Raw genomic sequence first — 12,652 nt, 5'->3', positions numbered from 1 at the left:
ACTCCGGGGAAGGTTAGTCCCGCCGTACCGCGCCCGCGACCGCCCGCCCCGCTCCGCGCGCTCAGCGGCTCCCCCTCCGCGCTGAGGTGTAAGGCGGGGGCCCCGGTTAACGCCTCCGGTAGAGGAAGGGGCCCCGCTTAACACCCCGTACCTTGTCAGGGTGACCACTGATCCGCTGGCCCCGCTGCTCGCGCTCGCCGACGTCGCGCCCGCCGTCGAGCGCGCCCGCGACCGGGTCGACCAGGCCCACCGGCACCGGGCGCTGCGCCGCCAGGGCGGGCCGCTCGCCGCCGAGATCAGCCTCCGCTCCGCGGTCGCCAGCGCGGCGCTGGAGGGCCGCGACCACGACCGCGAGGAGGTACGCGCCGGCACCGTCACCGACCCGGTGCTCCAGGGCGCGCTGCGGGTGGCCGGCGCGCTGCCCGGACTCAGCGACCTCTGGCCGAAGGCCCCCCGGCAGGTGCTCGCCCGGCTGCACGTGCTCGCCGCCCGCGACGTGGTGACCGAGGCGGAACTCGGCCGCCCGGTCACCGACCCGGTGGTGGCCGCCCGGCTCGACGCCCTGTCCGACCTGGTGGCCGGCGGCACGAAGGTGCCACCGCTGGTGCTCGCCGCCGTGGTGCACGGCGAACTGCTCAACCTCCGCCCGTTCCCCGGCCCCTCCGGCGTGGTGGCCCGGGCCGCCGCGCGGCTGGTGCTGATCTCCACCGGCTTCGACCCCCGCGGGCTGGTCGCCGTGGACGTCGGGCACCGGGAGCGGGAACCGGAGTACGTCGGCGCGGCCGGCGCGTTCGCCACCGGCACCCCCGACGGACTGCGGTCCTGGCTGCGCCACTACCTGAGCGCGGTGGAGGTCGGCGCGGACCAGATCACGATCATCGGCGACGACCTGCTCGCCGCCTCCTGAACCGGCTCAGTCCCGCCGGACCGCCCGGTTGACCTTCGCCTGGAGCGCCCGCCGGGCCAGCGGCCCCAGGTCGTCGACGATCTCGATCAGCACCGCGAGCTGGTCGAGCGCCGCCAGGGCCCGATCGGCGGCCACCCGGTCGACGCCGTCGTACAGCTCCAGGCCGACGAACGCGGCCGACACGGCCCGGGCCAGGCCGGGAACGTCCGCGATCTCGGCGAACGGGGAGCCGGCGAGCAGCCGGCGCAGGACCGCTTCGATCTCGTCCACCCAGAGTTGGAGGGCACCGGCGGTCGGCGCGGCCAGCCGCTCGTCGGTCTGCGCGCCGGCGAGCATCTGCGCGAGGAACGAGACGTTGCCCAACTCGCGCTCGCGCTCGTGCAGGGAGCGCCCGACGGCGAGCAGCTCCCGCAGCGAGCCGACCCCGGACAGGGCGACCGACCAGTGCGCCACCCGGTCGGCGGTGCTGGCCCGGCAGGCCGCGGTCAGCAGGTCGTCCACGCTGCCGAAGTGGTAGAAGACCAGCGCCTGGTTCACTCCGGCCGAGGCCGCGATGGTCCGCGCCGAGATGCCGGCGATGCCGTGCTGACGGATTGCCGCGATCGCCCCGTCGAGGAGGCGCTGCTTGGTGTCGGACATGGCTCTCCTCGGGGCTTCACCGGATGCGGCGGTGCGATCATCGCATCGGTGGTCAGTTGGGCCAGCCAGGTCACGCCGGGCAACCGCAGGGTCCACCCGACCAGGGCCCAGCCCAGGTGGAGATGTTCGAGCGCGCGGGCGACGGCGGCCACCCCCCGTTCCTCGTGACCGTCGCCGCCCGCGTAGCCGGCCCGCCACAGGACTCCGGGGTGCTCCCGGGCAGGTCGGACGATCAGCCCTACCGGGTCGCGCCGGGCGAGAAACCGCCACGTCGCCCCGCACGGCCCGCAGTCGTCGTCGAGCCAGAGCACCGCGGGTCGCTCCGGCGCGTACGGCCGCCAGCGCGGCCACCAGGTCCGGACCTGCCGCCGGTAGTCGTGCCAGGAGTCGCCGTGGCGGGTGTGGAGGTCGTGCCGCTCGTGCGGCCCGGCGACCGCCGTGGAGAAAGCCACCGCCGCGCCCGCCGTCAGCAGCAGGGTGCCGCTTCCGGTCAGCACCCCGAGGAACAGCGTCAGGGCCACCCCGCCCAACTGCATGGGGTTGGCCAGGTAGGCGTACGGACCGGTGGTGACGAGGCGGCCGGGCGGATCCCACGGGTACGGGGTGCCGCCGCCCCGGACCACGAACTCCCGCACGGCGATGAGCGCGGGCGTCGCCACCAAAAGAGCGACCTGCGCGACCAGCACCGCCGCGGACGGGGGCAGCGCGGTCAGCCGGGTCCACGAACCGTCCCCCACCTCGAAGGCCACCGACGGCAGGAACCAGAGCAGCACGGCGGCGAAGAGGGCGACCTGGAGCAGCGCGCGGGCCGGTAGGTGACGCCGGTCGGCGCAGAACCGGCCGAGCATCTGCGCCGGCAGGGCCACCGCGACCAGGCCGAGCAGCTCACCGACCAGCCAGTGCGGGCCGAGCCGCACCAGCGGGTGCAGCGCGGGCATCGCCACCGCGTCGAGCCAGAGCAGCAGGCCCAACGCCAGCGGCAGCGGCAACGCCCGGCGGAGCAGCACCGGGAGCGGGCCCCACAGGGCCGCCCAGCCGATCCAGAGGTCGATTGGCATGCCTCGGTAGGTGCCCCGCACCGGGGCGAAGCCGTACCAGGCGGTCGAGCGCGCCACCTCGTTGAGCGCGGCGATGCCGACCATGGCGGCCAGGAAGGCCAGCAGCGCCGCCGCACGCACGTTCCGGTCCCGCTCGTGCCGGCCGGTGACGATCACCGCCGCGAGGGGTACGGCCAGCGCGAGGTAGCGGGCCGCCGTCATCGCAGCCTCGTCATGTCGAGCAGGTGCCCGACCCCCTCAGCGAGGAGGAACTGCTGGAGGGGTCCGAAGTACCAGGACGGATCGAGGCCCCGCCGGTAGTCGACGACGATCCGGACCTCGGTGTGCCCGGGGTCGATCGACCGCCACCGGAGGTCGGCGTGCCGCCAGGTGAACCAGCGGGCGGTGATCGAGGTGTCCTGGACGAACCGGAAGGCGACGTGCCGCGCCTCGCTGGACTCGACCTCGGCGACCAGGTGACCGCCGGGTCCGTGCGCGCTGCCGTGGTAGCCGAACATCCAGCGGTCGCCGGCGTTGAGCCCGTCACCGCTGATCCGGTCGGGCGCCGGAACGCCGAGGGCTCGCAGGGGAAGCGCGCGCACCGGCGTCGGGCGAGGGCCGGCGGCCAGTCGGGCGGCCACCTGGTCGGCCGGGAGCGCCACCACGCGCACCACCTCGACCCGCTGCTCGGGGGAGACCCGTGGTGCCAGCGAGGTGCCTTCCAGCCCCGGCAGGAGGAGCAGTGGCACGGCCACGATCGCGTAGGTCCGCGACGACTTCGCCAGCGCGTGCACCAGCGCGGTGACACCGTGGGCCACCGCGTAGACCAGCGGTGCGGCCAACGCGACGCAGACGGCGCCCTCGTGCAGCGCCACCGCCGCGAGCAGCAGGACGATGGTGGTGACGGTGAAGACCCGGCCGTGCGTCGACCGGCCCGGGGTGAGGGCCAGCGTTGCCGCCAACAGGACGGGCAGCGCCACGAAGAGCAGCGCGCTGTCGCCCTGTCCGGCCCGCACCGTCAACACGAAGACGACCACACCGAAGGTGGCGATCAGCCCCGCCAGGATCCAGTTGGCACGGCTGCGCCGGGGTGGCTGTTCGTCCTGCTCGTCCATGTCGTTCTCCCCGTTTTGAGCGATCGCTTAACGGGGAGCGTAGGTGCTTTTGAGCGTTCGCTCAATAGCGTTGTCGTGGGACGTCGACGCGATCACGCGGAGGTGACAGGCGATGCGGACGAGATCCGGCCGGGTGGCCGGTCAGGCGGTCGGCGCGGCGGCGCGGGTGCGCCGGTGCCGGCCGTACCAGGCGATGCCGATGGCCACGCCGACACCCACGCCGAGCGCCGCCGCCGCGACCGGCACCGCCGGCCGCTCCCGCAGCCGGCGGCCCAGCGGGATCGGGTGCCGGAACTCCAGCACCGGCCAGGAGTTCTCCGCCGCCAGCTTGCGCAGCGCCCGGTCCGGGTTGACCACGCTCGGGTGCCCCACGCACTCCAGCAACGGCCGATCACTGTACGAATCGGAGTACGCGTACGAGTCGGCCAGGTCGTAGTCGCGCTCGCCGGCCAGCTCGCCCACCGCGTCGACCTTGCTCGGACCGGCCGCGTAGAACTCGACCTCGCCGCTGTAGCGGCCCTCGACGACCCCCATCCGGGTGGCGATCACGTCGGTCACCCCGAGCAGCTCGCCGATCGGGCGGACCATCTCCTCGCCCGAGGCGGACACCAGCACCACGTCCCGCCCGGCGGCCTGGTGCTCCTCGATGAGCGCGGCCGCCTCGGCGTACACATAGGGGTTGATCAGCTCATGCAGCGTCTCCGCGACGATCTGGCGGACCTGTTCCACCGGCCAGCCCTTGCAGAGCGTGGCCAGATAGTCCCGGGTCCGGGCCATGGTCTGCTCGTCGGTGCCGCCCAGCCGGAACATCAGCTGCGCGTACGCCGACTTGACCACGTCACGCCGAGTGATCAGCCCGTCCCGGTAGAACGGCCGACCGAACGCCAGGGCGCTCGACTTGGCGATGACGGTCTTGTCGAGATCGAAGAAAGCGGCACTACGGCCCACGGCGCGAAAGTCTAGCCGGACGGGACGCCCGCGACCGCCCACCCCGGGGCCGGGTGGGCAAGGTGTACCCGGCGGAGTGACGGTGGTCACATCTCTGTGCGAGAAATTAGCTTTGCGTGGAGTGAACACCACTCGACGTATAAGGGTCGGCTGCGGCATGCTTGTCCTCGCGACAGGAGTTCGCGTCCGGTCGCCCGCACACCCTCGGCGGTTGCACCCCCCGTGACCGCTGAGTCGGTTCGGCTCGACCCCCCCGGAGCCGAACCACCCGACGACCCCCGTCTCCCCCCGACGGGGGTCGTCCCTTTGTGGCTCCCCCTCCGCGCGGGTGGAAGGCTGGGCGCCGTGAGGTGGGATGACGCGGCGCAGTTCGTCAACGTGAACCGCGGGCCGGACGGTGGCCCGTACGCCTGCCCGTGCTGCGGCTTCCTCACGCTGGGCGAGCGGGGCGGCTACGAGATCTGCGACGTCTGTTTCTGGGAGGACGACGGTCAGGACGAGCACGACGCCGGCCGGGTACGCGGCGGCCCGAACCGGAATGTGAGCCTGCTCGAAGCCCGCCGCAACTTCACCGCCTGCGGGGCGGCCGATCCGAGGGACCTGCGACACGTGCGGCCACCCCTGCCCGAGGAACATCCGTCCGGCGATCAGGGTCGCACCTCGTGAATCGCGCTGCCCGTGATTACCGCTGAGCGTGGCCGTGGCGCTACACCCCGAGGACGAAAGCATCCATAGTGGACCGGATCAGCGGATGACCGCCCGCAGCGTCTGCGGCGCGGGCTCGAAGCAGACGAGCGCCTGGTCCCGCTCGTCGGTCACCACCCACGGGTGGCCCAGGAACGTCTGCTGACGGTAGGCCTGCCCCGGTTGCAGCACCGCGTACCGCTGGCGCTGGCCGCCGTAGTCGAGCCAGTGGACGACGACGGGCGCCGACCGGGCGTTGACGAAGTCGACGAACGTCTCCGGGCCGCCGCTGCGCGAGCGCAGCGTCGACTCCCGGGACGCCGGGAGCGGGGTGAGCTCACCCGGCCGGGGCGCGGGCGGCTTCGCGCTGCTGGCCGAGGGCCTCGGCGCGGGCGGCCGGGCGGTCGGGCTGGTCCGGTGCGGCGCGGGCCGGCGGGTCGGCGACGCGGCGCGGGTGGAGAGCGACACCGGCGCCGGGGAGTACGACCCGGTCGGCAGGTCCGCGGCCGGCGTGGAGTCTGTCGGGGAGGCCAGGATCGCCTCGCTGCCGATGGGCGGTGGCAGGTCGGGTCGGCGCGGCATGGCGAAGAAGCTGAGCGTGCCGACCAGCACGACGACCACGACCCCGATCGCCACCGAGGCGAGCGTGGCCGGTGACGGGTCGCGGAGCCAGGCGTCGCCGTTCGGAGGCGCGGGACGGGCGTGGCGGCGGGCGGGTGGGGTTCCGGCGCCCTGCGGTGGATCGGTCATGGCCTCGATTCCGCGAGCCGGTGCCGTCCGTGCTGCGGCAAGGGATCCGATTATGCGGGACGGACAATCCCCTTAGTCAATGGCTGGCGGTCTGTCCGTACCGACCCGGTGGCATAGCAGATCCACTCGTCGACCGAGGTCTGTCCACATCGCGCCGTTGTCCACAGAAGGGCCTTCGGCGTGCCCCGTCCGGCTCGGCCGATTGGGCAGGCTACTGCGCGGCACGTCCGAGTCCGACCGATGGAGGCCGCCATGCTGCCCCGTACCCCGCTCCCGCCGTACCGTCGACTGCCCCTGCTGGTCACCGCGGACGGCGACCTGCTCGACGAGCTGCTGCGGCTCGCCGCGGCCGGCGGCACCGAGGTCGAGCTGGCGGCCGATCCGGCCGCCGCCCGCGCCCGGTGGGCGCCGGCGCCGCTGGTGCTGGTCGGCGCCGACCAGGCGGCGGCCTGCCTGCGGGCCCGCCTGCCACGACGTCCACGCACGGTCCTGGTCGGTCGCGCCGACCAGCTCGATCCGGGTACGGAGCTGGCCGAGCTGATCGGCGCCGAGCACGTCGCGACCCTGCCGGCGGCGGAGCCCTGGCTGGTCGACCGCTTCGCCGAGTGCCTGGTCGGGCCGGCGGGCGCGAGCCCGGCGCGGGTCGTGGCCCTGCTCGGCGGGCGCGGTGGCGCCGGGGCCAGCGTGCTCGCCGGCGGGCTCGCCGTCAGCGCGGCCCGGGCCCGGCTGCGCACGCTCCTGGTCGACGCCGATCCGCTCGGCGGCGGGCTGGACCTGGTGCTCGGTTGGGAGCAGCTCGACGGGCTGCGCTGGCCCGAGCTGGCCGGCGCCGACGGGCGGGTGGACCCGCCGGCGCTGGTCCGTGCCCTGCCCAGCCGGGGCGACCTGGTGGTGCTCTCGTGGGACCGCGGCGACCTGCGGCACCTCCCGGCGGAGGCGATGGCCGCCACGGTCGACGCCGGCCGGCGCGGGCGGGACCTGGTGGTGCTCGACCTGCCCCGGCATCTCGACGACGCGGCGGTGATCGCCCTCCAGGCCGCCGACCGGGCACTCCTCGTGGTGCCCGCGGAGCTGCGGGCCACCGCCGCAGCGGCCCGGGTGGCCGCCGTCGTGGCCCCGCACTGCGCCGACCTGTCGGTGATCGTGCGGGGCCCGGCGCCGGGTCGGCTCCGGGCGGCCGAGGTGTCCCGCGCGCTCGGCCTCCCGCTCGCCGGCACGCTCCGGCCCGAGCCCGGCCTGTGCCGAGGGCTGGAACGCGGCGAGGCGCCGGGCGCCACCGGCAAGGGCCCGCTCGCCGTGCTCTGCCAGCGTCTCGTCGACGAGCTGACCGGTCGGCCCGCGGCGGGTGCGGCGTGACCGGGCCGGCCGATCCGGAGGAACTCGCCGCCCGCGTCCGGCACCGGTTCGCCGCCGAGGCCACGCCGGTCACGTCCGCCGCGGTCGTCTCCGCGGTACGCGCCGAGCCGGCCGCCGGTGTGCTCGGCGACACCACCCTGCTGCGGCTCGCCGGGCGGGTGCACGACGACCTCGTCGGCGCCGGCCCGCTCGCGCCGTTCCTGGCCGATCCGCAGGTCACCGACGTGCTGGTGAACGGGGTCCGGGTCTGGGTCGACCGGGGACGTGGGCTGCAGCAGGTGCCCGTGCCGCTCGGCACGGTCGACGACGTGCGTCGGTTGGCGCAGCGGCTGACCGCGGCCGCCGGTCGCCGGCTCGACGACGCCTCGCCGTACGCCGACGCGCGGCTGCCCGACGGCACCCGGCTGCACGCCGTGCTGCCGCCGGTGGCGACCGACGGCCCCTACCTGTCGCTGCGCACCTTCCGGCAACGACCGTTCACGCTGGACGAGCTGGTCGAGCACGGCACCGTGCCCCGGCCGGTCGCCCCGCTGCTCGACGCGGTGGTGGCTGCCCGGCTGGCCTACCTGGTGACCGGTGGCACCGGATCGGGCAAGACCACCCTGCTCAACACGCTGCTCGGGCTGGTGCCCGGCAACGAGCGGATCGTCCTGGTGGAGGATGCCGCCGAGCTACGTCCGGTGCACCCGCACGTGATCGGGTTGCAGGCCCGCACCGCGAACGTCGAGGGCGCCGGCACGGTCGGGCTCGGCGACCTGGTCCGGCAGGCGCTCCGGATGCGACCGGACCGGCTGGTGGTGGGCGAGTGCCGGGGCGCCGAGGTGGTCGACCTGCTGGCCGCGCTGAACACCGGTCACGACGGTGGCGCCGGGACGCTGCACGCCAACGCCCCGACGGACGTGCCGGCCCGGCTGGAGGCGCTCGGGATGCTCGGCGGGCTGCCCCGGGTCGCGCTGCACGCCCAGGTCGCCGCCGCGTTGCAGGTGGTCCTCCAACTCCGCCGGACCGGCGCGGGGCGGGTGCTCGACTCGATCGGCCTGCTCCTGCCGGAGGGGCCCGACCGGGTGGTGACCGTGGTGCCGGCCTGGATCCGCGGCCGCGGCCTCGGCCTGGCCGCCCGGTCGCTCGGCAACCTGCTGCGGGAGCGCGGTGTGCCCGTACCGCCGATCCTCAGGGCGGTCTGGCCCGGCGGTTCGTCGTGACCGGGCAGCTCTGGCTGGTGGTCGTGCTCCTGTCCGGTGCCGCCGTGGCGGTCGCCTGGCCGGCACGCGGCGGTCGGGTCCGGCGGCGGGCGGTCCTCGACGCGGGAGCCGTGTCCGGAGGCTCCGGTCCGACCGGCAGCCGGAGAGCTGCCGGCACCCGAGGGACGGGGCACCAGGCGTCGGTCGGATTCGGACGACCGCCCGGCCGGCTCGACCGGTCGCGCCGACCGGGCGCCGGCCCGGTCCGTGCACGACGCCGGACCGGTCTCGGCGGCCAGCTTTCCGGCCTCGACGCTCCCTGGCCCGATCCCGCCGGTCACCGGACCGGGTCTGCCGGTCGCCAGCCCGATCTCGACGCTCACCTGCCCGGCTCCGCCGGTCACCAGCCTGGTCTCGACGGCCACCGTTCCGGCCGGTGGTTCGACGGTGGCGGCCGACCCCTCGCCGGTGGGCGACGACTCCGGGCGGCGGTGCCCGCCCGGCGTGCGGTGCCGGCGGCGGCGGTGCTCGGCGGGATGGTCGGCGTGCTTCTCGGCGGCCCGGTGGCCGCGCTGGTGCTGGCGGCCTACGGCGCCCTCGCGGCCCGCGCGGCGTTGCGCCGACGGGCGCACCGGGCGGCCGATCTGGCCCATCGCCGTGAGCTCGACCGGCTCGGCGCCGCTGCCGCCGACCTGCGCGCCGGCCTGCCCACCGGCGCGGTGCTCGACGAGGGCACCGGGCGGATCGCCCGGCTGTGCCGGGCGGCGGTGTGCCTGGCCGACCGGACCGGGGCGCCGCTGGCCGACCTGCTGGAGCGGATCGAGGCCGATGCCCGCGCCGCCGACCGGGGCCTGGCGGCGGCCGCCGCCCAGGCCGCCGGTGCCCGGGCGACCGCCTGGCTCCTCGCCGCCCTGCCGCTCGGCGGGATCGGTCTCGGCTACGCCATCGGCGTCGACCCGGTGGCTGTGCTCCTGCACACGCCGGTCGGTGGTGGGAGCGCCGTCGCCGCAGTCGTTCTGCAGATCGGCGGACTGCTCTGGGCGGAACGGCTCGGCGTCGGGCCCGGGCGGGCCGCCTGATGTCCCGTCAGGTGGTGGCCGCGGCCTGTCTCGGCGGCGCCGCGTCGCTCCTGGTGGTGGCCGCGCCGGCCGTCCGTCCGGCCGGGCGGCTACGCCGGCTCGCAGCCGCCCCTCGGCCGGCCCGACCGGCGTGGTGGCCGGACCGGATCCGGATGGGCGCCGGGTTGGCCGCGCTGGCCGTGGCGGTGGTCGTCGGCGGCTGGGCCGGCCTGTTCGTCGGTCCGCTGGCCGGCCTCGCCGCCGACCGCCTGCTCCGCCGGATCGAACCCCGCGAGGTGCGGGAGCGGCGTCTGCGCGAGACCGCCGACCTGCCACTCGCCGCCGATCTGCTGGCCGCGGCGCTCCGGGCCGGCGCTCCGGTGGACCGCTCGGCGCTCGCGGTGGCGGAGGCGCTCGGCGGTCCGCTCGCGGACCGGCTCGGCCGGGTGGGCCGCACGTTGAACCTGGGCGGTACGCCGACGGAGGCCTGGGCCCACCTGCGAACCGTGCCCGGGGCGGGAAGCCTGGTCGACGCCGCGATCCGCTCCTCGAACAGCGGTGCCGCGCTGGCCGGCGCGCTCACCCGGCTCGCCGACGACCTGCGGGCCGAACGCTCGACCTCGGCCGAGGCGTCCGCCCGGCGCGCCGGGGTGCTCATCGTGCTGCCGCTCGGGCTGTGCTTCCTGCCCGCCTTCATTCTCGCCGGTCTGGTGCCGGTGATCGTCGCCGTCCTCGGCGACGTGCTGTGAACCATCGAGAAGGGACGTACGACATGCGCAAGCTCCTCACCCGCCTGCGGGGTGACGCCGGCATGAACACGGCCGAGTACGCCGTGGGCACCCTCGCCGCGGTCACCTTCGCCGGAATCCTGCTGAAGGTGCTCACCTCCGGGAACGTGCAGTCCGCCCTGACCGCCGTGATCGACCGGGCCCTGAAGTGACCGGGCGCCGGTGGGCCGGCCGGCGGCTCGGCGTCCCGACGGTCCCGGCGTCCGGCACGACGATGCGGCGCGGCGTCGCCCGGCGTCGACCGTGGGGTCCCCGGGAGCGGGGATCGTTCACCGCCGAGTTGGCGGCCGGCCTGCCGGCGCTGATGCTCCTCCTCTTCGCCGGACTCACCTCGGTCGACGCGGTGACCACCCGGGTGGGCTGTGTGGACGCGGCCCGGGAGGCCGCACTCGCCGCGGCCCGGGGCGAACCAGGCGTCGCCGCCGGCACTCGTCACGCGCCTGCCGGCGCGGAGGTGACGGTGACCGTGACCGGGGACCTGGTGACCGCCACCGTCCGGGCACCGGTCCGGGCGCTCGGCGCGCGGCTGCCCCGATTTTCCGTGTCGGGCGTCGCGGTGGCCGCCGTGGAACCCGGCGCGCCCGGGCCGGTGCCGTGACCGCCGGAGGGTCGGCCCGCCGACCGATCGTGGACGTGGCGGCGGCCGACCGGGGTGGGGCGACCGTGTGCCTGCTCGCGCTCGGCCTGGTGTTCGTGCTGGCTGGGCTGTTCGGCGCCGGGCTCGGGGCCGCCCGGTGCGCCCGCCATCAGGCCCGGATCGCGGCCGACTTCGGCGCGCTCGCGGGTGCGAGCCGGGCGCTCGACGGGGCGGACGCCGCGTGTGGGCGGGCCGCGGCGCTGGTGACGGCCAACGGCGGCCGGCTGACCGGCTGCCGAACCGACGGTCTCGACCTGGTCGTGACCGCGCAGGTACGGGTCGTGCCGCTACCCGGGCTGGCGCGCGTGGCCACCGCGACAGCACGGGCCGGCCCGGCCCGGATCGGCGACCTCTGAGGCAGAGCCGGAAGACCGCCCGGCCTGGCCGGTAGGGCGCAGGACGAGGCCGGGCAGCCGGCCGGCGGAGCCCGTCGTGGCGGGTTCGCCGGCCGACGTCCGGGGTCAGCGGGACTGGAGGGCGTCCAGGCCAACCGCCATGGCGATGACCAGTCGGCGGTCGATGTGCGGGTGCTGGATGTCCACGACGTACCGGTCGCGCAGGCCCCACTTCTTGTCGACGGAGAACACCGGCTGGCCTCCGGCCAGGAAGTCGAAGTGGTAGGGCAGCCAGGAGAGCGAGTCGACGAAACGGCGCAGCAGTGCCACCGGCAGGCTGCGCTCCTGCCCGGTCGCCGGCGGCAGGCCGGGCTGCTCGACATGCCAGGTCGACCGCAGCAGCGACTGGGCGAAGTCCTTGCGGAACAGGCCGATCGGGTTGCCGGCGTGGTCGGTCACGTCGTACGTGGCGCCGAGGTCGAGGCGCTGGCGTGCCTTGAAGCCGAGAAGGGGGTACTGCTTGGTGTCATCGGTGTAGATGGTGACCTGCTCCTTGAAGGCGAGCCGCTTCTGCTGCGCGAACGCGAGCAGCCCGCCCTCGGAGCCGTCCGGTGCCACGGCGTGCACCTCGTACTGGTTGACCATCATCCGGATTCGCTGGCGGACGATGAACCGGTGCTGCGCCTGCAGGCTGTCGAGCGACATCTGATCTCCTTCGAGGGGTCGCCGGAGTGTCGCACAGCACCGCCACCAGCGCGCACCCGCAGAACGCCGCCCCCGCCCCCGCCGCCGTCCCGTCGGCTGGATCGACCCGGGTCGGCCGGGGTGGCCGCTCGACCGACCCGGGTCGGCCGGGTGGCGTCGTCGGTCGACGCCCGTCATCTCGGCGAGCCGGCGAGGACCGGTCGACCGCACCTCGGCGAGATGCCGGCGGCCCGTGCCACCTCGACCAGCCGGTACGACACCGCATGCGGTTCAGCGGCCGCCGTCGACCGTGGCCTTCATCGCCCAGGTGTTGAGCACCTGGTGGATGCCCCGCAGGCGTTCGTTGATCTGTTCCAGCCGCTCCGCCTGCGCCAGGTTCGCCAGCGCGGTACCCAGCGCGATCTGCTGGTCGGGGGTGAGGCTTTCCTGGTCGATGGTGTAGAGCAGCTCGACGGTCTCGGCGATCGTGTCGGCCACGGTGGCACCTCCGGCGGACGGGTGTCGGTCACGTC

Annotated in this window: 16 protein-coding genes; 9 read left to right on the top strand and 7 right to left on the bottom strand. The window is 75.4% G+C overall.

Going from position 1 to position 12,652, the window contains the following annotated elements; genetic code table 11:
- Nucleotides 1-160: 160 nt before the first annotated feature.
- Complete coding sequence (locus H1D33_RS22075) at nt 161-907, top strand: Fic family protein (protein WP_181571341.1); 747 nt, start codon at nt 161-163, stop codon at nt 905-907.
- 6 nt (nt 908-913) lie between these two features.
- Here H1D33_RS22075 and H1D33_RS22070 read toward each other — a convergent pair whose 3' ends face one another.
- From H1D33_RS22070 to H1D33_RS22055, 4 genes are all read right to left on the bottom strand, one after another.
- A complete protein-coding gene (locus H1D33_RS22070; RefSeq protein WP_181571342.1) occupies nt 914-1,546 on the bottom strand; it encodes a TetR/AcrR family transcriptional regulator in 633 nt (210 codons plus the stop codon).
- Entirely contained in the window at nt 1,441-2,805 is a 1,365-nt protein-coding gene (locus tag H1D33_RS22065; RefSeq protein WP_181571343.1) for a methyltransferase family protein, read from the bottom strand. Before H1D33_RS22065 ends, H1D33_RS22070 begins: the two co-directional genes overlap by 106 nt.
- Nucleotides 2,802-3,698 carry a hypothetical protein gene (locus H1D33_RS22060; RefSeq protein ID WP_181571344.1) on the bottom strand — a complete coding sequence of 299 codons (897 nt, stop codon included), beginning with the start codon at nt 3,696-3,698 and terminating at the stop codon, nt 2,802-2,804. The genes H1D33_RS22065 and H1D33_RS22060 overlap by 4 nt, the downstream gene beginning before the upstream one ends.
- A gap of 141 nt (nt 3,699-3,839) precedes the next feature.
- Nucleotides 3,840-4,646: an HAD family hydrolase gene (locus H1D33_RS22055; protein ID WP_181571345.1), complete on the bottom strand. Its 807-nt coding sequence runs from the start codon at nt 4,644-4,646 to the stop codon at nt 3,840-3,842.
- A gap of 345 nt (nt 4,647-4,991) precedes the next feature.
- Between H1D33_RS22055 and H1D33_RS22050 the strand changes: the two genes are divergently transcribed.
- Nucleotides 4,992-5,312, top strand: coding sequence for a CPCC family cysteine-rich protein (locus tag H1D33_RS22050; protein ID WP_181571346.1), 321 nt, complete (start codon nt 4,992-4,994; stop codon nt 5,310-5,312).
- Between the two features lie 78 nt (nt 5,313-5,390).
- Here H1D33_RS22050 and H1D33_RS22045 read toward each other — a convergent pair whose 3' ends face one another.
- A complete protein-coding gene (locus tag H1D33_RS22045) occupies nt 5,391-6,080 on the bottom strand; it encodes a VHL beta domain-containing protein (RefSeq protein ID WP_181571347.1) in 690 nt (229 codons plus the stop codon).
- 252 nt (nt 6,081-6,332) lie between these two features.
- Between H1D33_RS22045 and ssd the strand changes: the two genes are divergently transcribed.
- From ssd to H1D33_RS22010, 7 genes are all read left to right on the top strand, one after another.
- Nucleotides 6,333-7,436 (top strand): septum site-determining protein Ssd, encoded by a 1,104-nt coding sequence (gene ssd, locus H1D33_RS22040; protein ID WP_181571348.1) that lies wholly within the window; start codon nt 6,333-6,335, stop codon nt 7,434-7,436.
- Nucleotides 7,433-8,638 (top strand): TadA family conjugal transfer-associated ATPase, encoded by a 1,206-nt coding sequence (locus H1D33_RS22035; RefSeq protein WP_181571349.1) that lies wholly within the window; start codon nt 7,433-7,435, stop codon nt 8,636-8,638. Before ssd ends, H1D33_RS22035 begins: the two co-directional genes overlap by 4 nt.
- Complete coding sequence (locus H1D33_RS30345; protein ID WP_414685434.1) at nt 8,635-9,696, top strand: type II secretion system F family protein; 1,062 nt, start codon at nt 8,635-8,637, stop codon at nt 9,694-9,696. The genes H1D33_RS22035 and H1D33_RS30345 overlap by 4 nt, the downstream gene beginning before the upstream one ends.
- Nucleotides 9,697-9,848: 152 nt before the next feature.
- Nucleotides 9,849-10,424 (top strand): type II secretion system F family protein, encoded by a 576-nt coding sequence (locus tag H1D33_RS22025; protein ID WP_246412159.1) that lies wholly within the window; start codon nt 9,849-9,851, stop codon nt 10,422-10,424.
- Between the two features lie 23 nt (nt 10,425-10,447).
- A complete protein-coding gene (locus H1D33_RS22020) occupies nt 10,448-10,615 on the top strand; it encodes a DUF4244 domain-containing protein (RefSeq protein ID WP_181571351.1) in 168 nt (55 codons plus the stop codon).
- Nucleotides 10,616-10,677: 62 nt separating this feature from the next.
- On the top strand, nt 10,678-11,061 hold the full coding sequence (locus tag H1D33_RS22015; RefSeq protein ID WP_181572631.1) for a TadE family type IV pilus minor pilin: 384 nt from the start codon (nt 10,678-10,680) through the stop codon (nt 11,059-11,061).
- Nucleotides 11,058-11,456: an Rv3654c family TadE-like protein gene (locus H1D33_RS22010; RefSeq protein WP_181571352.1), complete on the top strand. Its 399-nt coding sequence runs from the start codon at nt 11,058-11,060 to the stop codon at nt 11,454-11,456. The genes H1D33_RS22015 and H1D33_RS22010 overlap by 4 nt, the downstream gene beginning before the upstream one ends.
- Nucleotides 11,457-11,561: 105 nt before the next feature.
- On the opposite strand, the gene H1D33_RS22005 is transcribed toward H1D33_RS22010, so the two are convergent.
- Both H1D33_RS22005 and H1D33_RS22000 read right to left on the bottom strand, forming a co-directional pair.
- Nucleotides 11,562-12,140 (bottom strand): LURP-one-related family protein, encoded by a 579-nt coding sequence (locus H1D33_RS22005; RefSeq protein ID WP_181571353.1) that lies wholly within the window; start codon nt 12,138-12,140, stop codon nt 11,562-11,564.
- Nucleotides 12,141-12,410: 270 nt separating this feature from the next.
- The gene (locus tag H1D33_RS22000) at nt 12,411-12,617 is read right to left on the bottom strand and encodes a hypothetical protein (RefSeq protein ID WP_089154522.1); all 207 of its coding nucleotides are present in this window, start codon (nt 12,615-12,617) and stop codon (nt 12,411-12,413) included.
- Nucleotides 12,618-12,652 lie beyond the last annotated feature (35 nt).

Origin of the sequence: Micromonospora ferruginea, assembly GCF_013694245.2 — a bacterium.
Classification (GTDB): Bacteria; Actinomycetota; Actinomycetes; order Mycobacteriales; family Micromonosporaceae; genus Micromonospora; species Micromonospora robiginosa.
Note: the sequence above shows the minus strand (reverse complement) of the source record. Positions and strands in the feature narration are given on the sequence as shown.